Here is a 25,639-nt window from a genome sequence, read left to right on the forward strand (position 1 = left end):
TGACTCATGACACCCGCTGACGCGCGCCTGCGCAACGCCATGGGCCTGGTGCTATTGGCTTGCCTTCCGGGGCTGCTCGCATCGTTCTGGCTGCTGGGGTGGGGGCTGCTGTTGAGCCTGGTGCTGTGCACAATCACTGCAATTGGCTGCGAAGCAGCGGCGCTGGCGTTGCGCGGCCTACCTGTCGCCACGACACTGAGCGACGGCAGCGCACTGGTGACCGCCGTGCTGCTGACGCTCGCCCTGCCCACCCAGGCGCCCTGGTGGCTGCCGATGATTGCCGCAGCCATCGCCATTGGCTTGGGCAAACAAGCCTTCGGTGGCGTTGGCCGCAACCTGTTCAACCCGGCGATGGTCGGCTACGTCTTCGTGCTGCTGAGTTTTCCGTTGCAGATGAACCACTGGCCAGGGCACCCAACAGGCCTCAGCGACAGCTTGCATCTGGTATTTGGCGGAGGTGAACACGTCGATGCATGGGCCGGGCCCACGGTGCTCGATGGCCTGCGTCACAACCGTAGCCTGACCATGGATGAGCTTTTTGCCAGCCATCCAGGCTTCGGTCGTTTCGGGGGGCAAGGCAGCGAATGGATCAACCTGGCGCTCCTTCTCGGCGGGCTGTTTCTGTTGCAACGCAAGGTCTACAGTTGGCATGCGCCGATTGGCTTGCTAGCGACGCTGTCGCTGTTCAGCCTGCTGGCCTGGAACGGTTCTGGCTCGGATTCCAATGGCTCACCACTCCTGCACCTGCTCTCCGGCTCGACCATGCTGGCAGCCTTCTTCATCGCCACTGAACCGGTATCCGGCCCCAAGGCTGGCCTGGCCAAGCTACTGTTCGGGGCGGGTACTGGCGTGCTGATCTACATGATCCGCACCTGGGGGAGTTACCCCGATGGCACCGCATTCGCCATCTTGCTAATGAACCTGACCGTGCCGGCCCTCGACCGCATGACCGCACGCTACGCGCAGGTCACGCCATGAAGTTCCCCTTGCGCAGCCTGATCCTGTTGCTTGTCGTAGCCGGGACGGCATTGGCGGCCACGCTAGCCTGGCGGCAATGGACACGAACAGCCATCGCAGAAGCCGAGCAGCAGTTGCAGGCGCAGCAGTTCCTGGTGGTGCTTCCCGCCCAGAGCTATGACAACCAGCCGCTGGACGCCCCCCTGCAACTGCCCGCCGATCAACCACCCCACAGTCGGATAATCGCCGCCTATCGCGCCAGCCGCGGTAGCACTGCGACGGCGGTTGTGCTGGTAAGCCAGGTACAGGGCTATGCCGCCCCCATCCGCCTGACCATTGCCATCAGCGCCGATGGGCGGCTGATCGGCACACAGGTGATCGAACAACAGGAAAGCCCAGGGCTGGGAGGCCGAATCAGCGACCCGCAGTTCAATTGGTTGGCGCAGTTCGCCAACCGTCGACTTGAAGACAGATGGGCACTGAAGCGCGATCAAGGGGATTTCGACCAACTGGCCGGTGCGACGGTCACCTCACGTGCGGTAATCGAGGCACAGCAAGATGCGCTGCGTTACTTCGATCAGTACCGTACGCTACTGCTCGGGGCCTCTGCCCAATGAACAGCTTCCATCTGTTGCTGGCGGGCTTGGCGCCGCTGCTCGGCGCCACCCGTACATTGGCCCAAGCCACCGTCGTCGGCATCAGCATGCTGGTGCTGACCGTGCTTCATCAGGCACTGCTACACCCTTTGCGCAGCCGATTGAGCGGGGTGATGTATGGGCTGGCAAGCCTGCTGCTGCTTGCGGCCCTGTCAAGCTGTCTGCAACTAGCCCTGCGTGCCTGGTCGCTGCCGCTTGCCCTGGTTCTCGGTTCCTTCCCGGCCCTGATCTGCCTGCAGTGCCTGGCAGCAGATCGGCTGTTGCCGGTGAAGGGCCGCTGGCGCCAACTGTGTGAGTACCTGGCTGGGTTGCTGGCCCTGTGCCTGGTGCTCGGCGCCAGCCGGCAATGGTTGGCGGATGGGTTGGACGTGCATGCGGCCAGGCTTGTTCCAGGTGCGCTGCTAGTGCTCGGGGTGCTACTGGCCTTGTACAATTGGCTGCGTCCGGGCCCCGCCCCCTCACGTCGTCAAGGAAAGCATTGACCCCATGAATGCCGCCAAACGCCTGGAAATTTTTCGCAGGCTGCACGAAGACAATCCCGATCCAAAGACCGAGCTGGCCTACACAACTCCATTCGAATTGCTGGTTGCCGTGACACTTTCCGCGCAATCCACCGATGTCGGCGTCAACAAGGCCACCGCTCGCCTGTTTCCGGTTGCCAATACCCCGCAAGCCATCTACGCACTCGGTGTCGAAGGGCTTAGCGAATACATCAAGACCATCGGGCTTTATAACAGTAAGGCCAAAAACGTCATCGAAGCCTGCCGCTTGCTGGTCGAATACCATGATGGCGAGGTGCCGCAAACCCGCGAAGCCCTCGAAGCATTGCCGGGCGTCGGTCGCAAAACCGCCAACGTCGTACTCAATACCGCCTTCCGCCAACCGACCATGGCAGTGGACACGCATATCTTCAGGGTGAGTAATCGCACCGGTATCGCGCCCGGCAAGACAGTCCTGGAAGTAGAGAAGAAGCTGTTGAAATTTGTCCCCAAGGACTACCTGCTCGATGCCCACCACTGGCTGATCCTGCATGGCCGCTATGTCTGCCAGGCACGCAAACCACGCTGCGGCAGTTGCCGCATAGAAGACCTGTGCGAGTACAAACAGAAGACCTCAGACGATTGATCCGATAGTGAATACCCACCCTTCCCGATTGAAAAAATCTTTTTTACCAAAGTTCGCTTTCTCGCTATAAGGACGGCCAATGGCCCTTTGGCTTGGAGCGACTCATGAGTACCGATAAAGACGAACTGTCGATCGAAGATGACTTTGCCACCACTGACGACGATGTGCAGCCTCAGGTAGAAACCGCGAAGACCAACCTGAGCAAACGTCGCACCATTGACAACCTTCTTGACGAGCGACGTCTGCAGCGCCAACTCACGGACTTCGATTACGACCTGTAGCGCTGTCAGAAAGCCTTCCACGTGGAGGCTTTCTGCATCAAGGGTTCAGGCCAGGCCGTGGCGATGAGCCAGCTCGATCAAATCGACCAGCGAGTGCGCATTGAGCTTGAGCAGCAGGCGGGTCTTGTAAGTACTGACCGTCTTGTTGCTCAGGAACATGCTGTCGGCAATTTCCTTGTTGGACCTGCCGCGCGCCAACTGCTGCAGCACCATCATTTCCCGTGCCGACAGACGATCGACCATCTCCGACTCGCTGGTTCCCCCGACCCGACCACGTGACTTGTGCAAGGCTTGATTGGGAAAATAGCTGTAACCGGATAAGACCGCCTTGATCGCGCTCAGCAGTTCGGTGAGCTCCTGTTGCTTGCACACATAACCAGATGCCCCTGCCTGCATGCACCGCATCGAAAAATGCCCCGGCGCCTGCGAGGTCAGCACCAGCACCCGGCTCCCCGGACTGGCCGACGCCATACGGGCAATCACTTCCAGCCCGTCGAGCTTTGGAATACCGATATCTAGCACCACGATATCAGGGAGGTGCTCGCGGGTAAGCTGCAAAGCCTCTACGCCGTTGTCGGTTTCTGCAACCACATCGTAGCCATGCCGCTCCATCAGCATGCGCACTGCCAAGCGTATGACCGGATGGTCATCCACGATAAGGACTTTATTCATGCGATATCCATTCATTATTTTGCTTTGACGACGCGACACAATAACCGAGCAGGACGGTCAATGGCGTATCGTTTTCCTCCGCAAACACCATAATAGATGGACCTTACATCGCTTTCGGAATTTTCCTACATGATGTCCGTTAAGACCCTCCACTTTGAATCATTGATTACAGCCAATAGCGGGATAAGTTTCCCTCTCCGGAAACAACACACAATTCAGTAGCCGTTGAGGGTGGGCTATTGATAGCGAAAACCGCCGGAGGCAGCCTTCATGAGCAAACACCAAGCTGTAGCGCCACTGACCATCATCGCCATATTCGCCGGCATCATCGAAGCGTCCGCGCTCGCGACACTTCCTTTTCTCAGCGACAATAGTCAAAGCCTCTATACCTGGTTCTTGGTGGGTTTTCCATTTTTTCTGACAGCACTATTCTTTCTGACCCTGAACTTTAATTACCGGTCTTTTTACCGCCCCGACAGAAAGCCCCAAAAAGATGAAATCGAACAGCACTTGCCAGCCGCTGCTCCTCTGTCTGGCCACGAGATGGACGGCGACCACGCAGACAAACCGGTCACCCTGATGCTCTCCGGGCCTGAAGCACAGGTATTAATTAAACAGCATGTCCTCAGAATAATTACCCAAACGCCGATTAAAGGGGGCACCTGGATTTACTGCAACCTGGATGAACAGCAGAGTTTTCGCCTGTCTGTAAGCGCGTTGCCGCATAACGCCCTGGCGCTCATGAAATAAGCAATACAGGCTCGCGAAAAAAAACCCCGGCCTGAGCCGGGGTTTTTACAATGCGCCTCGGGGCTTAAAGCAACCCGCGGCCTTTGTTGGCGGCAATGCGCATGCGCAGAGCATTGAGCTTGATGAAGCCAGCGGCGTCAGCCTGGTTGTAGGCGCCACCATCTTCTTCGAATGTCGCGATGTTGGCGTCGAACAGCGAGTCGTCCGACTTGCGGCCGACCACGGTGACATTACCCTTGTACAGCTTCAGGCGCACAACACCGTTCACGTTGACCTGCGAAGCGTCGATCATCTTCTGCAGCATCAGACGCTCCGGGCTCCACCAGTAGCCCGTGTAGATCAAGCTGGCGTACTTCGGCATCAGCTCATCTTTCAGGTGAGCGACTTCGCGATCCAGGGTAATCGACTCGATGGCGCGATGAGCCTTGAGCATGATGGTGCCGCCTGGAGTTTCGTAGCAGCCACGGGACTTCATGCCGACGTAACGGTTCTCGACGATGTCCAGGCGGCCGATACCGTTGGCACCACCGATGCGGTTCAAGTCGGCAAGGACAGTGGCCGGGCTCTTGTCGACGCCGTCGATGGCGACGATGTCACCATTGCGGTAGGTCAGTTCGAGGTAGGTTGCCTGGTCCGGGGCGTTCTCCGGCGAGACGCTCCAGCGCCACATGTCTTCTTCATGCTCGGTCCAGGTATCTTCCAGGACACCGCCTTCGTAGGAGATGTGCAGCAGGTTGGCGTCCATCGAGTACGGCGACTTCTTCTTGCCGTGGCGCTCGATCGGAATGCCGTGCTTCTCGGCGTAGTCCATCAGCTTCTCACGGGACAGCAGGTCCCACTCGCGCCATGGGGCGATAACCTTGACACCTGGCTTGAGCGCGTAGGCACCCAATTCGAAACGCACCTGGTCGTTGCCTTTGCCGGTGGCACCATGGGAAATGGCGTCGGCACCGGTTTCGTTGGCGATTTCGATCAGGCGCTTGGCGATCAGCGGACGGGCGATGGAGGTACCCAGCAGGTACTCGCCTTCGTAGACGGTGTTGGCGCGGAACATCGGGAAGACGAAATCACGCACGAATTCTTCGCGCAGGTCGTCGATGTAGATCTCTTTGACGCCCATTGCCTGGGCTTTGGCGCGAGCCGGCTCGACTTCTTCGCCCTGACCCAGGTCAGCGGTGAAAGTCACCACTTCGCAGTCGTAGGTATCTTGCAGCCACTTGAGAATCACCGAAGTATCAAGGCCGCCGGAATACGCCAGTACGACCTTTTTTACGTCCGCCATGCCATCACTCCACGGGGTTGTACGGAAAGGGATCGATTCTACCGGCGTTGCGGATAAATTTACAGTGGGGCGACAGCTTCTGACGACAAAGCGACAGGAACGGTCGAGCGCGCGACGCCCTGTCGCATCAGGGCGATTTTGCGGCCGGAGCAGCCGACGCTGCCGAAGCGGGGGCTGCAGCGGGCGCTGGGGCCGGCTGCTGGATGGACTGAGCGGCAGGCTTCTCAATCGGTGTAACCCGATCCAATTCGATATTCACCCGCCGATTCCGCGCCCGGTTCGCCGCACTATTGTTCTTCACCAGCGGATAGCGTTCACCGTGGAAGCGCACAGTAATCTGCTCTTCCGGCACACCATGAGCCTTGAAGTAATCCGCAACGGCCAACGCCCGACGCCGCGAAGTATCACGGTTGGTCAGACGATTGCCGCTGTTGTCGGAGTGGCCATTGAGTTCGATGTGATTAACGGTCGGATCAGCCTTGAGGTAGTCGAGAATCACATCCAGCCGCGCCCGCGCCGACGCATCAAGGTCGATACCGCCGCCCGGGAAGCCGACCTGAGTCTGGCGCACCTGGTCGTAATTCATCGCCAACATCTTGCCGGCACAGGCCTGGTAGTCGCTGTACGCCTTGGCAAAGCTCACCGGCAACACGCGCACTTCCATGGGTCGCCCCTCCTCGCCGGTGTAGCTGCGCAACACCGTACTGCGGCCATCCAGCAGGCCGTTGATCAGGCGACTGGCCTGGCCCTGGGACGAACTGAACAGCACGCCGCTGCGGCCCAGATGCACGGCCCCCAGGTTGATATCGCCGCGCCCTGGTTGCCAAGGGGCAGCAGCGGCCAGCAATGTGGCGGAGCCTGTGCCCAGCGCACTGCTGGCCGAACGTAGCTGGAAGACCGGCTGCTCACCCGCACGTTGTACGAACTCACCACTGCCGAAACCGTCGATCGGCTGGATCAAGCGACATTCGAACTGGTCACCCTCGACTTTCCAGGCGATGTTCTCCATGCGGGTCTGGAAGGTCAATGCACCGGCCGGCAGGCTGGCGAACAGGGTCAACAGGGCTAGGTAACGCTGGCGCACGGGCGGCTCCACTAATTCTGACGGCTTACAGGCAGGCTATCGGACGCTTGTCGGAAAACTTGATAGCCGTGCTCGGCACGGGGTTTTCCGGTAGCATTGGGGCCTGAGTTCGACCCGCCTGGAATCCCCAATGTCCGATCGCCTGACCCTCCTGCGTCCCGACGACTGGCACATCCATCTGCGCGATGGTGCCGTCCTGCCCCATACCGTTGGCGATGTGGCGCGTACCTTCGCCCGTGCCATCATCATGCCCAACCTGGTTCCGCCGGTCCGCAATGCCGACGAAGCCGCCGCCTACCGCGCGCGCATCCTTGCCGCCCGCCCGGCCGGCAGCCGCTTCGAGCCGCTGATGGTGCTGTACCTTACCGACCGCACCAGCCCCGAGGACGTCCGCGCGGCCAAGGCCAGCGGCATCGTGTACGCCGCCAAGCTGTACCCGGCCGGGGCCACCACCAACTCCGATTCCGGCGTAACCAGTATCGACAACATCTTCCCGGCCATCGAAGCACTGGCGGAAGTCGGCATGCCGCTGCTGGTGCACGGTGAAGTGACCCGCGCCGAGATCGACGTATTCGACCGCGAGAAGCGCTTCATCGACGAGCACATGCGTCGCTTGGTCGAACGCTTCCCGACGTTGAAAGTGGTGTTCGAGCACATCACCACGGCCGATGCCGCGCAGTTCGTCACCGAGGCCCCGGCCAACGTCGGTGCGACCATCACTGCCCAGCACCTGCTGTACAACCGCAACCACATGCTGGTCGGCGGCATCCGCCCGCACTTCTACTGCCTGCCGATCCTCAAGCGCAACACCCACCAGGTGGCGCTGCTGGACGCCGCCACCAGCGGCAATCCGAAGTTTTTCCTCGGCACCGACTCGGCACCGCATGCCCAGCACGCCAAGGAAGCGGCCTGCGGTTGCGCCGGCTGCTACACCGCCTATGCGGCCATCGAGATGTACGCCGAAGCCTTCGAGCAGCGTAATGCGCTGGACAAACTGGAAGGTTTCGCCAGCCTGCACGGCCCGGCCTTCTATGGCCTGCCGGCGAATACCGACAGCATTACCCTGGTCCGCGAAGAGTGGACCGCTCCGGCCAGCCTGCCATTTGGCGAGCAGACCGTGATCCCGCTGCGCGCCGGTGAAAAACTGCGCTGGCGCCTGCTGGAGGACAACGCGTGAGCGAAGACCTCTACGAAGACGATCAGGACGGCCAGGCCGGCAGCGGCTCACGTCACCCGATGGCCGAGCGCTTCCGTGGCTACCTGCCGGTGGTGGTGGATGTCGAGACCGGTGGCTTCAACAGCGCCACCGACGCCCTGCTGGAAATCGCCGCCGTGACCATCGGCATGGACGAAAAGGGCTTCCTGTTCCCAGAACACACCTACTTCTTCCGTGTCGAGCCGTTCGAGGGCGCCAACATCGAGGCAGCGGCGCTGGAGTTCACCGGTATCAAGCTGGACCACCCGCTGCGCATGGCAGTGAGCGAGGAAAGCGCGCTGACCGACATCTTCCGTGGCGTGCGCAAGGCACTCAAGGCCAATGGCTGCAAGCGGGCGATCCTGGTCGGCCACAACAGCAGCTTCGACCTCGGCTTCCTCAACGCTGCCGTGGCGCGCAACGACCTCAAGCGCAACCCGTTCCACCCGTTCTCCAGCTTCGACACCGCCACGCTTGCGGGCCTGGCGTATGGCCAGACCGTGTTGGCGCGGGCCTGTCAGAGCGCCGACATCGACTTCGATGGCCGTGAGGCGCATTCGGCGCGTTACGACACCGAAAAGACCGCCGAGCTGTTCTGCGGCATCGTCAACCGCTGGAAAGAAATGGGCGGCTGGCGCGACTTCAACGACTGAGTGGCGCTGCCATAAAAAAACCGGCCATGTAGGCCGGTTTTTTTATGCACTTGGCAATTACAGCTTGCCAGCGTTCTCGCTCAGGTAAGCCGCGACGCCTTCTGGCGAAGCGTTCATGCCCTTGTCGCCTTTTTTCCAGTTGGCCGGGCAGACTTCGCCGTGCTCTTCGTGGAATTGCAGGGCATCGACCAGACGCAGCAGCTCGTCCATGTTACGGCCCAGCGGCAGGTCGTTGATGATCTGCGAACGGACAACACCGTTGGTGTCGATCAGGAAGGCACCACGGAAGGCCACGCCGCCTTCGGACTCAACGTCGTAGGCCTTGCAGATTTCGTGGGTCATGTCGGCCGCCAGGGTGTACTTGACCTGGCCGATACCGCCGTTGTTGACCGGGGTGTTACGCCAGGCGTTGTGGGTGAAGTGCGAGTCGATCGACACGCCGATCACTTCAACGTTGCGCGCCTGGAAGTCAGGGATGCGGTTGTCCAGAGCGATCAGCTCGGACGGGCAGACGAAGGTGAAGTCCAGCGGGTAGAAGAACACCAGGCCGTACTTGCCCTTGATGGCCGAGGCCAGGTTGAAGCTGTCGACGATTTCGCCATTGCCCAGCACAGCCGGTACGGTGAAATCGGGGGCTTGTTTGCCAACGAGTACGCTCATTGTAATCTCCTGATGAGGATGAAAAAACGTTTGCCGGGCCAAAACGGGCCTGCCCGACATCCAACAAAGGCCGACCATCATACACGGCTTCTGATGACAGGCCGAATCCAGCCAACGGTCGCTCAAGCACAGGCGTTCCGACGAAGTGTTTTGACAAGCATTCTCATTACCATTACTCTCCAACCATCGACTCAACCAGCGATGGTCCGACTTTATGTATGTGTGTCTTTGTGTCGGCGTGACCGACGGACAGATCCGCGATGCGATCTATGAAGGATGCTGCAGCTACAAGGAAGTTCGAGCCGCGACCAATGTCGCCAGCCAATGTGGCAAATGTGCGTGCCTGGCCAAGGAAGTGGTCCGCGAGACCCTTACCGAGCTTCAGGTGAGCCAGCAGGCTGCCCTGCCCTACCCGGTAGAATTTACTGCCGCTTGAAAGTGCCAAATTCCAAGAACCGGACCTCGCGTCCGGTTTTTTTATGCCGAAAATTCAATAAGTTAGCGCTCCAACGCGGTTCACAAACATTCTTATTCCTATTAATTTTCACTTATTATTCAAGAACTTAGGTTTGACAGCCCTAAGTATCAAGCTCAAACTTCTCTGTATTGGCACACTTCTACAGGGCAGGAACCCGCAATGAAAGGCGACGTAAGCGTCATCCAGCATCTCAACAAGATCCTCGGAAACGAGCTGGTCGCGATCAACCAGTACTTCCTGCACGCCCGCATGTATGAAGACTGGGGTCTGAACAAGCTCGGCAAGCACGAGTACAAAGAATCCATCGACGAGATGAAGCACGCTGACAAACTGATCAAGCGTATTCTCTTCCTCGAAGGCATCCCTAACGTTCAGGACCTGGGCAAGCTGCTGATCGGCGAGCACACCAAAGAAATGCTCGAGTGCGACCTGAAGCTTGAAAAGAAAGGCCTGACCGACCTCAAGGCCGCCATCGCCCACTGTGAAACCGTCGGCGACTTCGGCTCGCGTGAAATGCTCGAAGACATCCTCGAATCCGAGGAAGAGCACATCGACTGGCTGGAAACCCAACTGAGCCTGATCGACAAGATCAGCATCGAGAACTACCTGCAGTCGCAGATGGGCGAAGAGTGATTTAACGCCCCATAAAAAAACCCGCCATGAGCGGGTTTTTTTATGCCTGCCTGGCGGTCAGGCTTCGGAAGCCTTGGCCTTGGCGGCAGCTTCTTTGATCAGGGTTTGCAACTCACCCTTCTCGAACATTTCCAGCATGATGTCGCTACCGCCGACCAGCTCACCGGCTACCCACAGCTGTGGGAAGGTCGGCCAGTTGGCGTACTTGGGTAGGTTGGCGCGGATTTCCGGGTTCTGCAGGATGTCGACGTAGGCGAACTTCTCGCCACAACCCATCACAGCTTGCGATGCCTTCGACGAGAACCCGCACTGCGGGGCATTCGGCGAGCCTTTCATGTAAAGCAGAATGGTGTTGTTGGCAATCTGCTCTTTGATCGTTTCGATGATATCCATGTAGCACCTCGGCTGAACTTTCCGACACGGTCGTCGGCACGGTGACGCATTGTATCGGAAAGCCGAGCAACGTGCTCGGCCTTGCCACGCCTCAGGCTGCGTCCACCTGCACGGGCACGCCATTGAGTGCTGCGTTACCCGAAACAGCATCACGCAGGTGCTCGTCGGTCAGGTCGTTGGCACTGACGCCAAGTTGTGCCTGGGCGATCTGCAGGTGCACGCCCTGGCGCCCATGACCGAAACCATGGGGCAGGCTGACCACGCCTGGCATCATGTCCTCACAGGCCTGCACCTCCACTTCGAGGGTACCGGTGCGCGAACGGATGCGTACCCGCTGACCATCCTGCAAGTGCCGCTGGAGCAAGTCCTGAGGATGCATCAGCAACTGATGGCGCGGCTTGCCTTTCACCAGCCGATGAAAGTTGTGCATCCAGGAATTGTTGCTGCGCACATGCCGTCGACCGATCAGCAGCAGATCGCCCGGCGCTGGCGGGGCCTGCTGCGCCAGCCGAAGCAGGTCATCCAGTACGGCTTGCGGCGCCACCTCGACGGCCTTGCTGGCAGTGCCCAGGCGGGCGCCCAGGTTGGTGCGCAAAGGGCCGAGGTCAAGGCCATGGGGATACTCATCCAGCGTGCCAAGCGAGAGCTTCCAGCCACTCTCGTCGCCATACCGGCCTTTACGCAACGCCAGGTCGATCATCTGCGCTGGCGCCAAGGTGGGTTTGAGTTCCAGCCCAGCTCGCTGGGCGAAAGCCTGTGCCAGGCCGACGAAGATTTCCCAGTCGTGCAGGGCGCCAGTCGGTTTGGCCAGGATCGCCCGGTTGAAACGGGTGACATTGCGCACCGCCAACAGGTTGAAGGTACTGTCGTAATGATCGTTTTCCAGCGCCGACGTGGACGGTAGGATCAGGTCGGCGTGACGGGTCGTTTCATTGATGTACAGGTCGATGCTGAGCATGAACTCCAGCCCTTGCAGGGCCGCGTCCAGCTGCCGCCCATTGGGCGTGGACAGCACGGGGTTGCCGGCGACGGTCACCAGCGCCCGCACCTGCCCATCACCGGGGGTCAGCATTTCCTCGGCCAGGGCGACCACCGGGAGTTCCCCGCCGTACTCGGGCAAACCCGATACGCGACTCTGCCAGGCATTGAAATGGCCACCGGCAGTGCTTGCCACCAGGTCGACGGCGGGCTCGGTACACAGCGCCCCGCCTGTGCGATCGAGGTTGCCGGTAACCAGGTTGACCACTTGCACCAGCCAGTGGCACAGCGTGCCGAATGCCTGGGTCGAAACGCCCATGCGGCCATAGCAGACTGCCTTGTCGGCTGCGGCGAAGTCACGCGCCACCTGGCGGATGCTGGCAGCGTCGATGCCACACAGTGCACTCATCGCCTCGGCACTGAAGGGCGCAATCGCCTCACGCACCTGCTGCATCCCATTGACTGGCAAATGCGAGCCACGCGCCAGCCCTTCGTCGAACAGCGTATGAAGAAGGCCGCACAAGAGCGCGGCATCGCCGCCGGGGCGAATGAACAAGTGCCGGTCCGCCATGGCCGCCGTTTCGCTGCGCCTTGGGTCCACCACCACTAATTGTCCGCCGCGGGCCTTGAGAGCTTTCAGGCGTTTTTCCACATCCGGTACGGTCATGATGCTGCCATTGGAGGCCAGCGGGTTACCGCCGAGGATCAGCATGAAATCGGTGTGATCGATATCCGGGATTGGCAACAACAGGCCGTGCCCATACATCAGATAGCTGGTCAGGTGCTGTGGCAACTGGTCCACCGAGGTGGCGGAAAAACGGTTGCGCGTCTTCAGCAGGCCGAGGAAATAGTTGCTGTGGGTCATCAACCCGTAGTTGTGCACGCTGGGGTTGCCCTGGTAGACAGCCACGGCATTACGCCCATGGGCCTGCTGGATCGACCAGAGCTTGTCGGCGGCCAGGGCAAAGGCTTGCTCCCAGCTGATGGGCTGCCATTGCGTGCCGATTCGCCGATGCGGTTGGCGCAGGCGGTCCGGGTCGTCCTGGATGTCCTGCAGCGCCACCGCTTTGGGGCAGATGTGGCCACGACTGAAAGGGTCCTGAGGGTCGCCTTTGATCGAACTGATGCGCGCCCGCCCGTCGTCTTCATGGCTGACCTCGATGTTCAGCCCACAGATCGCCTCGCACAGATGACAAGCACGGTGATGCAGGGTCTTGGTCATGGCCGCCTCTGCCTCTTGTTGTTGTCGAATGCCGACTATGCGCGCTGCCCATCGCCCCTGCCAGCGCGCTTCGCAGCGTGAATCTCCCGACATCAGGCGCACGATTCGCGACAGCCATTTGCCAAATGGCCAGAGAGCCGTGTACAACCGCTGTAGCAAATAAAAAACAGCACAGGTTCAACGGGTAAAGACACCCTTTGCAACAGAGCGGCTGTTTCCCCTCTTGGTTTCAGGCGACATTTAATTATAGTATTGCGCCTTTCCCTATTTCGTCCGCCCCGTGCGGCTTACGCCGCAGGTCACTCCCGTTGTCAAAAAAAACCATACGGTCGACCTGCATACCGTTGCAGATAAGGTAGTCAATCATGAGCGCTAGGCACTTTCTCTCCCTGCTGGATTTCACCACCGACGAATTGCTCGGGGTGATCCGCCGAGGCATCGAGCTGAAGGACCTGCGCAAGCGCGGCGTGCTGTTCGAACCGCTGAAAAACCGTGTACTGGGGATGATCTTCGAAAAATCCTCGACCCGTACCCGCGTGTCGTTCGAAGCCGGCATGATCCAGCTCGGTGGCCAGGCGATTTTTCTGTCACCACGCGACACCCAACTGGGCCGCGGCGAGCCGATCAGCGACAGCGCCATCGTGCTGTCGAGCATGGTCGATGCGGTGATGATCCGCACCCACGCCCACAGCACCCTCACCGAGTTTGCCGCCCATTCGCGCGTGCCGCTGATCAACGGCCTGTCCGACGAGTCGCACCCGTGCCAGCTGCTGGCCGACATGCAGACGTTCCAGGAGCACCGCGGCTCCATCCAGGGCAAGACCGTGGCCTGGGTCGGCGATGGCTTCAACATGTGCAACTCGTATATCGAAGCCGCCAAACAGTTCGACTTCCAGCTGCGCATCGCCTGCCCGGAAGGTTATGACCCGGACCCACGCTTCATGGCACTGGGCGGCGACCGCGTGCAGATCGTCCGTGACCCGCGTGAAGCCGTGCGCGGTGCGCACCTGGTGACCACCGATGTCTGGACTTCCATGGGTCAAGAGGAGGAAACTGCACGGCGCCTGGCGCATTTCGCGCCTTACCAGGTCACCCGCGCATTGCTCGACCTGGCGGCACCCGACGCCCTGTTCATGCACTGCCTGCCCGCCCACCGCGGCGAGGAAATCAGCCATGACCTGCTCGACGACCCCCGTTCGGTCGCCTGGGACCAGGCTGAAAACCGCTTGCATGCACAGAAGGCCCTTCTCGAATTCCTTGTCGAACCGGCTTACCACCACGCATGAGTCAACCCCTACTGCTCAACCTGCGCGACCTCGCCTGCGGCTACGGCGACCAGCGCATCGTCCAGAACCTCAACCTGCACCTGAACGCAGGCGACATCGGTTGCCTGCTGGGCTCCTCGGGTTGCGGCAAGACCACCACCCTGCGCGCCATCGCTGGCTTCGAGCCGGTGCACGCCGGTGAGATCCAGCTGGCCGGCGAGGTCATTTCCCGCGCCGGTTTCACCTTGTCGCCGGAGAAGCGCCGGATCGGCATGGTGTTCCAGGACTACGCGCTGTTCCCGCACCTGACCGTGGCGCAGAACATTGCCTTCGGCATCGCCAAGCACCCGAAACAGGCGCAGGTAGTCGAAGAAATGCTGGGACTGGTCAAACTCAGCGGCTTGGGCGGGCGTTACCCGCACGAGCTGTCCGGTGGCCAGCAGCAGCGTGTCGCCCTGGCCCGGGCGCTAGCCCCAGAGCCACAATTACTGCTGCTCGACGAGCCATTCTCCAACCTCGATGTGGAGCTGCGTCGGCGCCTGAGCCATGAGGTGCGCGACATCCTCAAGAGCCGGGGCACCAGCGCGATTCTGGTTACCCATGACCAGGAAGAAGCCTTCGCGGTCAGCGACCATGTGGGCGTATTCAAGGAAGGCCGGCTGGAGCAGTGGGATACGCCCTACAACCTCTACCATGAGCCACAAACGCCGTTCGTCGCCAGCTTCATTGGCCAGGGTTACTTCATCCGTGGCCAGATGAGCAGCCACGAAGCGGTCAATACCGAACTTGGCGAACTGCGTGGTAACCGTGCATACATCATGGCGCCGGGCAGCTCGGTCGACGTGCTGCTGCGCCCAGACGATATCGTGCATGCCGCAGACAGCACGCTGAGGGCCAACATCGTCGGCAAGAGCTTCCTCGGCGCTTCGACCCTGTACCGCTTGCAACTGCCAACCGGCAGCCAGCTGGAGGCGATCTTCCCCAGCCACATCGATCATCAAGTGGGCGAAGACGTTGGGATTGCCGTCAAGGCTGACCACCTGGTGCTGTTCCCGGTGCCAGGGAGTGTCGCGGCGCAATTGCCACGGCAGGAGAATGGGGTTCGCCGCTACAGCTCGGCGACCTGATGCCTGGGGGCCGCTTTTGCGGCCCCAGCAATCTCAGCCTCTGCCGATTCCGGCAAACGTGCCTTGGGTATGTTGAGCCAGCACTGCCGCAGCCAACTCCACTTCCAGCCCACGCCGCCCGGCGCTGACATGGATAGTTGCAAAGTTTTGCGCCGAATCGTCGATGAAAGTGCGCAGGCGCTTCTTCTGCCCCAGCGGGCTGATCCCCCCAACCAGATACCCCGTAGCCCGTTGGGCCGCAGCCGGGTCGGCCATCTCGCACTTCTTTACACCCGCGGCATGGGCCAACGCCTTGAGGTCCAGCGTCCCCACCACAGGCACGACCGCTACCAAGAGCTCCCCTTTTTCGCTGCTCGCCAGCAAGGTCTTGAACACCTGCTGGGGATCGAGCCCGAGCTTTTCCGCCGCCTCCAGCCCGTAGGACGCCGATTTGGGGTCATGTTCATAACTGTGCACACGGTGCTCGGCGCAGGCCTTTTTCAACAGGTCGAGGGCGGGGGTCATGCAATGCTCCGGTCTGGTACAGATCGGCGGCTACTTTAGGACAATTCCCACATCCCAGCCAGCTCACCTCCTACGCGCCTCTCTAACTCGCGGATTCAAGGGTGCAACGGCCGTCCAATTCGTGACCGACCGTTCACTTTCGACCTTTGACATAAGCGTTTCTTGTCTATATTTTTTCGTTTCTGAATAAACGGTGCACTTTTAAGGTGCATTCCTATAGATGCCCGAGGCCAATGGGGATAGGCACCGGGCTTTGCTGTCGAGCGCCAAGCGCCTCACAACAAAAAGAACGAGGTCATACATGACGACTGCTCTACGCGAACCCACATTGTCCAGCCAATGCTTGGCCGAGTTCCTCGGCACGGCGCTGCTGATCTTCTTCGGTACCGGTTGTGTCGCCGCCCTCAAAGTCGCGGGCGCCAGCTTCGGCCTGTGGGAAATCAGCATCATCTGGGGTGTCGGCGTGAGCATGGCGATCTACCTCACCGCGGGAATTTCCGGCGCGCACCTGAACCCGGCCGTGAGCATCGCGCTGACCCTGTTTGCCGGTTTCGACAAGCGTAAACTGCCGTTCTACATGCTGGCCCAGGTGTGCGGTGCATTCTGCGGCGCGGCGCTGGTCTACACCCTGTACAGCAACCTGTTCTTCGATTTCGAACAGGCGCACGCCATGCTACGTGGCAGCGCCGAGAGCCTGGAACTGGCCTCGGTGTTCTCCACTTACCCGCACCCATCCCTTTCCACCGGCCAGGCCTTCCTGGTCGAAGTGGTGATCACCGCCATCCTCATGGCGGTGATCATGGCCCTGACCGACGACAACAACGGTCTGCCACGCGGCGCCATGGCACCGTTATTGATCGGCTTGCTGATTGCCGTGATCGGCAGCGCCATGGGCCCACTGACCGGCTTCGCGATGAACCCGGCCCGCGATTTCGGGCCCAAATTGATGACATTCCTGGCCGGTTGGGGCGAAATCGCCTTCACTGGCGGTCGGGACATTCCCTATTTCCTGGTTCCGGTGTTCGCACCGATACTCGGCGCTTGCCTGGGTGCCGCCACCTATCGCGGCCTGATTGCCCGCAACCTGCCGACGGCACAAAACGCGAACCCTGAGACAAACGACATTCGCCAGGGCGATACTCAAGCCAACTGATGCTGGCGCCCTGACCTCCTCTTTTTGCAAGGCCTACGACCATGACAGACACCCAGGATAAGAACTACATCATCGCCCTGGACCAGGGCACCACCAGTTCGCGGGCCATTATTTTCGACCGCGACGCCAATGTGGTCGGCACCTCCCAGCGCGAGTTCGCCCAGCACTACCCGCAAGCTGGCTGGGTCGAACACGATCCGATGGAGATTTTCGCCACGCAGAGCGCGACCATGGTCGAGGCCCTGGCACAGGCTGGTATCAGCCATGCCCAGGTGGCGGCAATCGGCATCACCAACCAGCGCGAAACCACTGTGGTATGGGATAAGGAAACCGGTCGGCCGGTGTATAACGCTGTCGTCTGGCAGTGCCGCCGCAGCACCGAGATCTGCGCGCAACTCAAGCGTGACGGCCATGAAGAGTACATCCGCGAAGCCACTGGCCTGGTCACCGACCCTTACTTCTCCGGCACCAAGCTCAAGTGGATCCTCGACAACGTCGAAGGTGCCCGCGAACGTGCCGAACGCGGGGAACTGCTGTTCGGCACCGTCGATACCTGGCTGATCTGGAAATTTTCCGGTGGCAAGGTGCATGTCACCGACTACACCAACGCCTCGCGCACGCTGATGTTCAACATCCACAGCCTGCAGTGGGACGACAAGCTGCTGGAAATCCTCGGCATCCCGCGGCAGATGCTGCCTGAAGTGCGTCCATCGTCGGAAGTCTATGGCCATACCAAGAGCGGCATCGCCATCGCCGGTATCGCTGGCGACCAGCAATCGGCACTGTTTGGCCAGATGTGCGTGGAGCCGGGTCAGGCCAAGAACACCTACGGCACCGGCTGTTTCCTGCTGATGAATACCGGCGACAAAGCCGTGCGGTCTTCTCACGGCCTGCTCACCACCATCGCCTGTGGCCCGCGCGGCGAAGTGGCCTATGCCCTGGAAGGCGCGGTATTCAACGGCGGCTCCACCGTCCAGTGGCTGCGCGATGAGCTGAAGATCGTCAACGACGCGCTGGACACCGAGTACTTCGCCAGCAAAGTCAAGGACAGCAACGGCGTGTACCTGGTGCCTGCCTTCACCGGTTTGGGTGCCCCGTACTGGGACCCGTACGCGCGGGGTGCGCTGTTTGGCCTGACTCGTGGGGTGAAGGTCGACCACATCATCCGCGCCGCGTTGGAGTCAATCGCCTACCAGACCCGCGACGTCCTCGACGCCATGCAGCAGGACTGCGGCGAGCGCCTCTCGGAACTGCGTGTCGACGGTGGCGCAGTGGCCAACAACTTCCTCATGCAGTTCCAGGCCGACATCCTCGGCACCTGCGTGGAGCGCCCGAAGATGCGCGAAACCACCGCCCTCGGTGCCGCCTACCTGGCGGGCCTGGCCTGTGGTTTCTGGGGCAGCCTGGACGAGCTACGCGACAAGGCGATCATCGAGCGCGAGTTCAGCCCGCAGCTGGACGACACCCAGAAAGAGAAACTGTACGCCGGCTGGAAAAAGGCCGTCGACCGCACCCGTGACTGGGAAGATCACGAGGCGTAACACAGGTTGGGGCCGCCAGGCGGCCCCAATGGTCCACTGGCCGTCATCCCTTTCCTACGGCATCATTGCAGAATTTGTCCGGCTGCCCCCAAGGACCGCCCATGAATCTGCCCCCACGCCAACAACAAATCCTCGAACTGGTGCGCGAACGCGGCTACGTCAGTATCGAAGAAATGGCCCAGCTGTTCATTGTCACGCCGCAAACCATCCGGCGCGACATCAACCTGCTTGCCGAGCTCAACCTCCTGCGCCGCTACCATGGCGGTGCGGCTTATGATTCGAGCATCGAAAACACCGCCTATGCGATGCGCGCCGACCAGATGCGCGATGAAAAGCAGCGCATCGCCGAAGCCGTGGCCAGGCAGATTCCCGACCATGCCTCGCTATTCATCAACATCGGCACCACCACCGAATCGATCGCCCGGGCGTTGCTCAATCACAACCAGCTGAAGGTCATCACCAACAACCTGCACGTGGCTGCGATCCTGGCGGCCAAGGATGATTTCGAGGTGCTGGTGGCCGGCGGCACGGTACGTCGCGATGGGGGTGTGGTGGGCCAGGCCAGCGTCGACTTCATTAGTCAGTTCAAGGTCGACTACGCCCTGGTCGGTATCAGCGGCATCGATGAAGACGGCAGCCTGCTGGACTTCGACTACCAGGAAGTCCGGGTTTCGCAGGCGATCATCGCCAACGCCCGGCAAGTCATTCTCGCGGCAGACTCCAGCAAGTTCGGGCGCAACGCCATGGTGCGCATGGGTTCGATCAGCATGGTCGACTGCCTGGTGACCGACCAGACACCTATGCCTGGCCTCACCCAACTGCTCAACCAGTACAAGATCCGTCTGGACGTGGTCTAGGCCGCAAGTGGGTCGCTGCAGCGACCCACTCATTTTCATAAATGTTCATTTTGTTGTCATCTGATCAGTTTTTTCTATAAAGACTGACTGGCGATGGCGCTTCTCTTGCGCTAGTATTTTCGGAAACGAACATTAATGTTCACTTTCGATGTGAACAACCCCAGGAGGCCTTGCCCGTGTCCCAGCCCGTTTCGTCCCAGCCCCCACTTGCCGACTGCTACGACCTCGCCGTGATCGGCGGCGGCATCAATGGCGTGGGCATCGCTGCCGATGCGGCGGGGCGCGGCCTGAACGTCTTCCTTTGCGAGAAGGACGATCTGGCGCAACACACCTCTTCGGCCAGCAGCAAGCTGATCCACGGCGGCCTGCGTTACCTGGAACACTACGAGTTCCGCCTGGTGCGTGAAGCGCTGGCCGAGCGTGAGGTACTGCTGGCCAAGGCCCCGCACATCGTCAAGCCGATGCGCTTCGTCTTGCCGCATCGCCCTCACCTGCGCCCGGCCTGGATGATTCGCGCCGGTCTGTTCCTCTACGATCACCTGGGCAAGCGCAAGCGCCTGGGCGCGTCGCGCAGCCTGCGCTTCGGCCCGGGCTACCCACTCAAGCCTGAGATCACCCGCGGTTTCGAATACGCCGACTGCGCCGTGGACGATGCCCGCCTAGTCGTGCTTAACGCGATGGCCGCTCGCGAGAATGGCGCGCACATCCACACGCGCACCCGCTGCCTGCGCGCCGAGCGTATCGATGGTCTTTGGCAGGTCGACCTGCAGCAGGCTGACGGCACCCTGCGCAGTATCCGTGCCCGCGCCTTGGTCAACGCGGCGGGGCCATGGGTCGCCAGCTTCATCAAGGACGATCTGAAGCTCGATGCCCCCTACGGGATCCGCCTGATTCAAGGCAGCCACATCATCGTCCCACGCCTGTACGAAGGTGAACATGCCTACATCCTGCAGAACGAAGACCAGCGCATTGTCTTCTGCATCCCTTACCTGGATCGTTTCACGCTGATTGGCACCACTGACCGTGAATACAGCGGTGATCCGGCCAAGGTGGCAATCACCGACCAAGAAACCGACTACCTGCTTAAAGTGGTCAACGAGCACTTCAATCAGCCGCTGAGTCGCGCCGACATCCTGCACACCTATTCCGGCGTACGCCCGCTGTGCAACGACGAATCCGACAACCCCTCGGCAGTCACCCGCGACTACACTTTGGCGCTGTCTGCCGAGACAGGCCAGGCCCCCTTGCTTTCGGTGTTTGGTGGCAAGCTGACCACATACCGCAAGCTGGCCGAGTCGGCCATGGCCGAACTCAAACCTTTCTTCACCCAGATGCGCAGTAGCTGGACCGCTTCTGCAGCGCTGCCAGGTGGCGAGCACATGACCACCAGCCAGGCACTGACGGATGCAATCCTAGCCCGCCACGGCTGGTTGGCAGCCGACATCGCCAGACGTTGGGCCCACACCTATGGAAGCCGCACCTGGGCGCTACTCGAAGGCGTCGAAGGGCCGCAAGACCTGGGCCAGTCGATCGGTGGTGGGCTGTTCAGCCGCGAAGTGGATTACTTGTGCCGTGAAGAGTGGGCCGTCGATGTCGACGACATCCTCTGGCGTCGAACCAAGCTGGGCTTGTTCATCACCGCTGAAGAACGCAAGGGGTTGGAGGAATATCTCCAGCGCGCCAAGCCCGTAGCGGCACGCACCTGCGCAGCCTGAGGCGCGAATGCCCTGCCGCCGACGAAGGAGGCGGCAGGGCGAATGCCTCAAGGATGCAGGCGCTGATAGAGCTCCCGCACCAGCGGCAGCAACAGTGCCTGCTGAGCAGCTTCAAAATCGTCACCCAGCGCCGCGCTTTGCGTTCTCAGGGTTTCTTCATTGATCTTTCCGGCAGCGGTATCCTCAGTGAGCTGGTCGAGACGCTTGTAGAACGGCTCATTGATTTCCTCGAACCGCTTTGGCGCCAGGCGCAACGCCTCTTGCTTCCAGAACGGACGTTCACTCAAAGACCGCATCAACACGTCGTCATTTTCGACCGCAAGCACCTGGGCCTTGACCCGCTGCAGGTCACCACGCGACACATGCGCGTGCACGGCGTAGTGCATCTTGCGCGTCAGCACCGGCAGCTCCAGCTCATTGGCCAGATTCACTCGAAAATAAAGAATGATCTCCACCGGATCCACGATGTTGGTCGCACGCTGCAGAAGGGCCTGTTCGTGCTCCAAGGCCAACTGGTTTACCTGATCCAGGCGCCATAGGCCACGGCCATGTTTCCAGATCGCCGAGTCAAGCTGGTCCATGGGGACTTGATCGAGTGGTCGCTCAGCTGCCAGGTTTACCTCCATCTGATCGAGGATGAGCAGCAACTGATCCGCGCAAGTACGAGGGCCCGAGGCTTCCTCGAACAAGCGGACACGCATGCTTTCATGTTGCTCGCAGTATTCGAGGATGTCCCAGACGCGCCTGCGGTAATGAATGGGCCATCGCTTGAAATCTGCCTGCCCCGCGAAGTCGGCGAGAAACTGGAACAAGCCATCGGAACCCGGCTCTTCACGCAACCGCTGCCATAGTTGACTGCGCTGCGGGATGGATTCAGAACCGATCCAGCGATCACGCAACGACTCATTAACGCTACGATGTCGATACGAAGCACTGCCGCGCTGGCCAGCTACCACAACGCCAGCCGCTTCATCCAGCAAGGTTGCACTCGTCTGATCCAAGGGATTGTCATGCAGTGACAGGGACTCGATGCGCCCGCGGAGCGTTTCCAGATCATCCTGTATCTGGCGGATCTGATTATCACGAAGGTCCAGCCGCGCCCACTGTGGGAGTTCGCGCGGGAGATCACGCAAGCCGGTCGCTCTGAGGCTGATATTGCTGAGGTATATCAATCTGGACAGGTTCGGCGCGCGTCCCAGCGGATTATGGCTCAGGTTGAGCAGACGAAGATTGCGCAATGCCGACAGACGCTGGTTACCCGCGCTGTTGATTTCGATCTGATTGTGTCCCAGGTGCAGTTGTCTCAGTTGCGTCAAGCGCTCGACCCCTGATGGTATCCAGGCAAGCCGATTGCCTGTCAGGTCCAACTCCACCAGATTGGGGAAGCGTGACAGGAAATCACTGTCGATATCAGCCAGCTCCATGTCACGCAGCGTCAGCCGTAACACATGCCCGTAGCTGATGTCCTGGGGCAAGGTGGGCAAGCTGCCCACGCGTTCACCTTCGATAGCCAGCACGTACTCACCGCCATCATTGATGATTTTTCGTCGCCAACTCCTGCGAAATTGGTTCGCCACGCGCTGCCGACGGGCGGCATCCCGGGGGTGTTGCCAACCTCCTCGCCAGTCATCGAGCGCCGTGCGCAACCGGCTCAGTTGGTCCTGCAGTTCTGCATAGTGTTCCCAAAGCCCGACCCGTTGACGCATGAGCTCCAGCAGATACGCCTGCAACTGATCATCGTCGAGTGTTGGGTAAATCCGCTGGATCCCTCGCCGGATCGCCTGCCTGCCACCCTCTGACCTTCCACTGAGTTCGTAGCCAAGACGACCATCGCCGAAGCGCCGCGGCGGTCGCCACCCGCGGCCGATCGGCACTAGGCCCAGCAGGCTGGCGGCATTGTCGCGGTTCAGCTGTGCAAGCCGGGCTAGACGTCCACCCAGTGCGTGCTCATCCAGCGTTGCACTGGCCAGGATCAGACGCTGAGGAGGGCTCAAGCTCTGCATCAGGCTACCCAGTAAAGTAACGGGTTCCCCTGCCCCAGATTGCGACACGTAGCCCGCCGACGTGCGCAGGATCAGTGTGACCTCGCCAGCCTGCGCCGAGCCCCACGAGGCCCGCAGCTCACCCGAAGGGCTGCCCTCTCGTATCTCCACCCTGACGTCTTCGGGCCAAGGGGCCAGTGTATCGAGCAGGCCGAGGGCCAGCTGCTCGGTATCGACATTGGCGGCACGCGCCAAACGCAAGCCTGCACAGGCTCGGTCGATGCGGTTGTCGCGGACTCGCCAACGCGCGCGCTCCATCACGCTCAACGGTAGCCGCTTGGTGTCCAACAGTCTTTGCTGCTCGGTACTGGAGGTGTGCCCGAGTATCTCGCGAGCGTCTCCCAAAGTAAGCCTGGGAAACTGGCGCATCAGCAGCGTTGCTTCGGAGTCTGCCGCCGGCCAGCGATCATGTAGCAACGTATCCAGGGCAGCGCCGCGCAACTGCGGCTGCTGCTGGTGAGCGCTATACAATTCGTGGGCCTCGATCAATCTCGCGGGCGCTTGTGCTTCCTCCGTCAGCAAGCGGCGTAAAGCGCTGGCGTCAAAGCACGTCACGGTCATCAGGTGGTCAGTGGTTTCGTCATCGATATCGGCCAGTCGCCCACCAAATCCTCGGAGCAACTGGCGCTCGCTTTCGATGTATTGCGGTTGGATGGGGGTTTGCGTCAAGCGCAGCGCACCCGATGCTTGCCGCACGGGTGTCAGGCTGTCCACGGCCGCGAAACGATCGAAGACCTGGACTGCCATCGAGCTGCCTTTGGCGATCAAGGCATTCACCAGCACCGTCTGTGCCACGTTGATGACATGCTCCAGTGCCTGCTTGCGATCACCAAGCTCCCAGCTTTCATACCCCTCATAGATCTCATCGGCAATCTGCACACCCATCACCGCCAGCAAAACGTCCCCCAACACCGGTACAAAGAGGGCGGCAAGCCCGAGCAAGCCGAAACCCAGCTCCGTATAGCCCGCTAGGCGTCGGCGCCGGTCTTCTGCGTCTTCTTCCCCGGTGGGGACCGCCAGGACCCGCGCATCGTCGAACAACTTGTTGATCTGCAGCGCGCGCAAGTGCTCGCGCAAGTGAGTGGTAATCGGCAAGTGACGGCCATCGAGCTGCATTGGCGAAGCTGTGCTTCCGACGAGTTCGAGTAAGGCGCCAGCAAAACTGACCCGATCACGCTCGCTGAGAAAACGGTAAAAAAAGGTACGATAATCCGCGTCGCGCAGCCTTACCGCCAACGCGGTATAGAGCGCCTCCCATGATGCGTAACAGGCCACAGGCTGGTGTGGATCGCTCGGAATCCAAAGGATGACTGCCTGCAAAGGGGCATCGGCGTCAGAGCGTATTTCCAATGACACGACGCCGCGTATGCATTTTCCCAGCAAATACATCTGCCGGGCATCGACCTGTCCAGGCAGTGCCGGGACCTGCGGTTTTTCGGCAAACAGTGGCAACACGCACAGGAAACTATCCTCGTCCAGGATCCCTTTCAGCGCGGCTATGCGCATGGCGACTTCGAAGTGGGCCAACTGGCTTTCCTCGAACAGTCGCTCCACCGCCTGGGCGGCCTGACCCGACGCGTCGAGCGGCCTGAGGCGAGACGCGAGCAGTGCCTGATACTGCCCTCCCACATCCACCTCGCGACACAGACCCGCAAAGGCATTGAAGCTGATTGGAATCAGACTCCCATCAACGTTGCGCAACTCGCCTTTGAGCTGGATCGAAGGCCGTGTTTCGCTCACATGAAAATTGTGCAATGCAGCGGCCAGCAACCTGCGAGATGATTTGCGCACGATCTCTTGCCTGGGCAGGTTGGGTGCGGCAGTCGGTGCCTGGACCCGCTGTGCGGTATGCAAGGTGCCACGCCTCAGGTCGGCGTTGGTCACACCCCGCTGCACCAACGCCGCCTGTAACAGCGGCTCGGCAAATACGTCGGGCGCTGGAATGCCATGGATGAGCACGCCCAGGCGGCCCGCCGCTTCTTCTTGCCTGACCAGCGCCGCATGCAGTGAAACCAGGCGTTCGACCTTGTCGCCAGCGCTGAGCCAGGCGGGTAACCGTTGTGCAATGAAAGTATCGATAGAATCTGGATCGAATGCAGATTGAGTCATGCCAAGGCTCCGTGATAAGTAGCCCCCATCTCACCTGACTGCTCACAGAAAGGGTGTTACTTAGATCTGGTGCCTACGCCCCATCCATTCGGATTTCCGAACGCCATGTTCACGCGCGTTCGGATATTCGTTCATTAGTGACTTCGCCATTTCTTGAAAAACCTTTGAACCTCTCGGTTTCAAGGCCGTTATCATGAGAATCAGGGCTTGGCACGACTCATGCTCTACACTTGGTAGCCGAATGCTCTCGCTTCTTGCGGTATTCGTTGAACGAAGAGTCCGCCAACGGCTCCATAAAAAAAACAAA

General features: G+C 60.5%; 24 protein-coding genes. 16 read left to right on the plus strand and 8 right to left on the minus strand.

Annotated elements, in window-relative coordinates; genetic code table 11:
- Window positions 1–6: 6 nt before the first annotated feature.
- The 5 genes from ACZ6YA_RS20805 (at window position 7) to ACZ6YA_RS20825 (ending at window position 3,019) form a co-directional block, all read left to right on the plus strand.
- Entirely contained in the window at window positions 7–978 is a 972-nt protein-coding gene (locus tag ACZ6YA_RS20805) for an RnfABCDGE type electron transport complex subunit D (RefSeq protein ID WP_465899008.1), read from the plus strand.
- A complete protein-coding gene (locus tag ACZ6YA_RS20810; RefSeq protein ID WP_465899010.1) occupies window positions 975–1,574 on the plus strand; it encodes an RnfABCDGE type electron transport complex subunit G in 600 nt (199 codons plus the stop codon). Before ACZ6YA_RS20805 ends, ACZ6YA_RS20810 begins: the two co-directional genes overlap by 4 nt.
- Window positions 1,571–2,095: an Rnf-Nqr domain containing protein gene (locus ACZ6YA_RS20815; protein ID WP_465899012.1), complete on the plus strand. Its 525-nt coding sequence runs from the start codon at window positions 1,571–1,573 to the stop codon at window positions 2,093–2,095. Before ACZ6YA_RS20810 ends, ACZ6YA_RS20815 begins: the two co-directional genes overlap by 4 nt.
- A gap of 4 nt (window positions 2,096–2,099) precedes the next feature.
- On the plus strand, window positions 2,100–2,738 hold the full coding sequence (gene nth / locus ACZ6YA_RS20820) for an endonuclease III (RefSeq protein WP_465899014.1): 639 nt from the start codon (window positions 2,100–2,102) through the stop codon (window positions 2,736–2,738).
- A 104-nt stretch (window positions 2,739–2,842) separates the two neighbouring features.
- Complete coding sequence (locus ACZ6YA_RS20825; RefSeq protein WP_465899016.1) at window positions 2,843–3,019, plus strand: PA3496 family putative envelope integrity protein; 177 nt, start codon at window positions 2,843–2,845, stop codon at window positions 3,017–3,019.
- Window positions 3,020–3,064: 45 nt separating this feature from the next.
- On the opposite strand, the gene ACZ6YA_RS20830 is transcribed toward ACZ6YA_RS20825, so the two are convergent.
- Window positions 3,065–3,691, minus strand: a complete 627-nt coding sequence (locus ACZ6YA_RS20830) for a response regulator (RefSeq protein WP_465899018.1) — start codon at window positions 3,689–3,691, stop codon at window positions 3,065–3,067.
- 270 nt (window positions 3,692–3,961) lie between these two features.
- On the opposite strand from ACZ6YA_RS20830, the gene ACZ6YA_RS20835 reads away from it, so the two are divergent.
- Window positions 3,962–4,441, plus strand: coding sequence for a hypothetical protein (locus tag ACZ6YA_RS20835; RefSeq protein ID WP_465899020.1), 480 nt, complete (start codon window positions 3,962–3,964; stop codon window positions 4,439–4,441).
- Between the two features lie 64 nt (window positions 4,442–4,505).
- On the opposite strand, the gene ACZ6YA_RS20840 is transcribed toward ACZ6YA_RS20835, so the two are convergent.
- Window positions 4,506–5,723, minus strand: coding sequence for an argininosuccinate synthase (locus tag ACZ6YA_RS20840; RefSeq protein WP_465899021.1), 1,218 nt, complete (start codon window positions 5,721–5,723; stop codon window positions 4,506–4,508).
- Between the two features lie 127 nt (window positions 5,724–5,850).
- Window positions 5,851–6,807: a flagellar protein MotY gene (locus tag ACZ6YA_RS20845; protein WP_465899023.1), complete on the minus strand. Its 957-nt coding sequence runs from the start codon at window positions 6,805–6,807 to the stop codon at window positions 5,851–5,853.
- A 130-nt stretch (window positions 6,808–6,937) separates the two neighbouring features.
- Here ACZ6YA_RS20845 and pyrC point away from each other — a divergent pair, with 130 nt between their 5' ends.
- Window positions 6,938–7,984 carry a dihydroorotase gene (gene pyrC, locus ACZ6YA_RS20850; protein ID WP_465899025.1) on the plus strand — a complete coding sequence of 349 codons (1,047 nt, stop codon included), beginning with the start codon at window positions 6,938–6,940 and terminating at the stop codon, window positions 7,982–7,984.
- 59 nt (window positions 7,985–8,043) lie between these two features.
- Window positions 8,044–8,655, plus strand: coding sequence for a ribonuclease T (gene rnt / locus ACZ6YA_RS20855; protein ID WP_189661901.1), 612 nt, complete (start codon window positions 8,044–8,046; stop codon window positions 8,653–8,655).
- 57 nt (window positions 8,656–8,712) lie between these two features.
- Here the strand turns inward: rnt and ACZ6YA_RS20860 are convergent, their stop codons facing one another.
- Window positions 8,713–9,315 (minus strand): peroxiredoxin, encoded by a 603-nt coding sequence (locus tag ACZ6YA_RS20860; protein ID WP_008099573.1) that lies wholly within the window; start codon window positions 9,313–9,315, stop codon window positions 8,713–8,715.
- Window positions 9,316–9,529: 214 nt separating this feature from the next.
- On the opposite strand from ACZ6YA_RS20860, the gene ACZ6YA_RS20865 reads away from it, so the two are divergent.
- On the plus strand, window positions 9,530–9,751 hold the full coding sequence (locus ACZ6YA_RS20865; RefSeq protein ID WP_465899027.1) for a bacterioferritin-associated ferredoxin: 222 nt from the start codon (window positions 9,530–9,532) through the stop codon (window positions 9,749–9,751).
- A gap of 201 nt (window positions 9,752–9,952) precedes the next feature.
- Window positions 9,953–10,426, plus strand: a complete 474-nt coding sequence (gene bfr, locus ACZ6YA_RS20870; protein WP_465899029.1) for a bacterioferritin — start codon at window positions 9,953–9,955, stop codon at window positions 10,424–10,426.
- Window positions 10,427–10,483: 57 nt separating this feature from the next.
- Here bfr and grxD read toward each other — a convergent pair whose 3' ends face one another.
- A complete protein-coding gene (grxD, locus tag ACZ6YA_RS20875; RefSeq protein ID WP_465899031.1) occupies window positions 10,484–10,819 on the minus strand; it encodes a Grx4 family monothiol glutaredoxin in 336 nt (111 codons plus the stop codon).
- A gap of 91 nt (window positions 10,820–10,910) precedes the next feature.
- The gene (locus ACZ6YA_RS20880; RefSeq protein WP_465899033.1) at window positions 10,911–13,019 is read right to left on the minus strand and encodes a molybdopterin-dependent oxidoreductase; all 2,109 of its coding nucleotides are present in this window, start codon (window positions 13,017–13,019) and stop codon (window positions 10,911–10,913) included.
- A gap of 365 nt (window positions 13,020–13,384) precedes the next feature.
- Between ACZ6YA_RS20880 and argF the strand changes: the two genes are divergently transcribed.
- Window positions 13,385–14,305 (plus strand): ornithine carbamoyltransferase, encoded by a 921-nt coding sequence (gene argF, locus ACZ6YA_RS20885; protein ID WP_403135161.1) that lies wholly within the window; start codon window positions 13,385–13,387, stop codon window positions 14,303–14,305.
- Window positions 14,302–15,411, plus strand: a complete 1,110-nt coding sequence (locus ACZ6YA_RS20890) for an ABC transporter ATP-binding protein (protein ID WP_465899036.1) — start codon at window positions 14,302–14,304, stop codon at window positions 15,409–15,411. The genes argF and ACZ6YA_RS20890 overlap by 4 nt, the downstream gene beginning before the upstream one ends.
- Before the next feature lie 33 nt (window positions 15,412–15,444).
- On the opposite strand, the gene ybaK is transcribed toward ACZ6YA_RS20890, so the two are convergent.
- Window positions 15,445–15,915: a Cys-tRNA(Pro) deacylase gene (gene ybaK / locus ACZ6YA_RS20895; protein WP_465899038.1), complete on the minus strand. Its 471-nt coding sequence runs from the start codon at window positions 15,913–15,915 to the stop codon at window positions 15,445–15,447.
- Between the two features lie 301 nt (window positions 15,916–16,216).
- On the opposite strand from ybaK, the gene ACZ6YA_RS20900 reads away from it, so the two are divergent.
- The 4 genes from ACZ6YA_RS20900 (at window position 16,217) to glpD (ending at window position 21,181) form a co-directional block, all read left to right on the plus strand.
- A complete protein-coding gene (locus ACZ6YA_RS20900) occupies window positions 16,217–17,068 on the plus strand; it encodes an MIP/aquaporin family protein (RefSeq protein ID WP_465899039.1) in 852 nt (283 codons plus the stop codon).
- 41 nt (window positions 17,069–17,109) lie between these two features.
- On the plus strand, window positions 17,110–18,609 hold the full coding sequence (gene glpK, locus ACZ6YA_RS20905; RefSeq protein WP_465899041.1) for a glycerol kinase GlpK: 1,500 nt from the start codon (window positions 17,110–17,112) through the stop codon (window positions 18,607–18,609).
- A 101-nt stretch (window positions 18,610–18,710) separates the two neighbouring features.
- Window positions 18,711–19,466, plus strand: coding sequence for a DNA-binding transcriptional repressor GlpR (gene glpR / locus ACZ6YA_RS20910; RefSeq protein WP_465899043.1), 756 nt, complete (start codon window positions 18,711–18,713; stop codon window positions 19,464–19,466).
- 176 nt (window positions 19,467–19,642) lie between these two features.
- A complete protein-coding gene (gene glpD / locus ACZ6YA_RS20915) occupies window positions 19,643–21,181 on the plus strand; it encodes a glycerol-3-phosphate dehydrogenase (RefSeq protein ID WP_465899045.1) in 1,539 nt (512 codons plus the stop codon).
- A 47-nt stretch (window positions 21,182–21,228) separates the two neighbouring features.
- Here glpD and ACZ6YA_RS20920 read toward each other — a convergent pair whose 3' ends face one another.
- Window positions 21,229–25,332, minus strand: coding sequence for an NEL-type E3 ubiquitin ligase domain-containing protein (locus ACZ6YA_RS20920; protein WP_465899047.1), 4,104 nt, complete (start codon window positions 25,330–25,332; stop codon window positions 21,229–21,231).
- Window positions 25,333–25,639: the final 307 nt, after the last annotated feature.

It is taken from the genome of Pseudomonas sp. NPDC090752, from assembly GCF_055584805.1.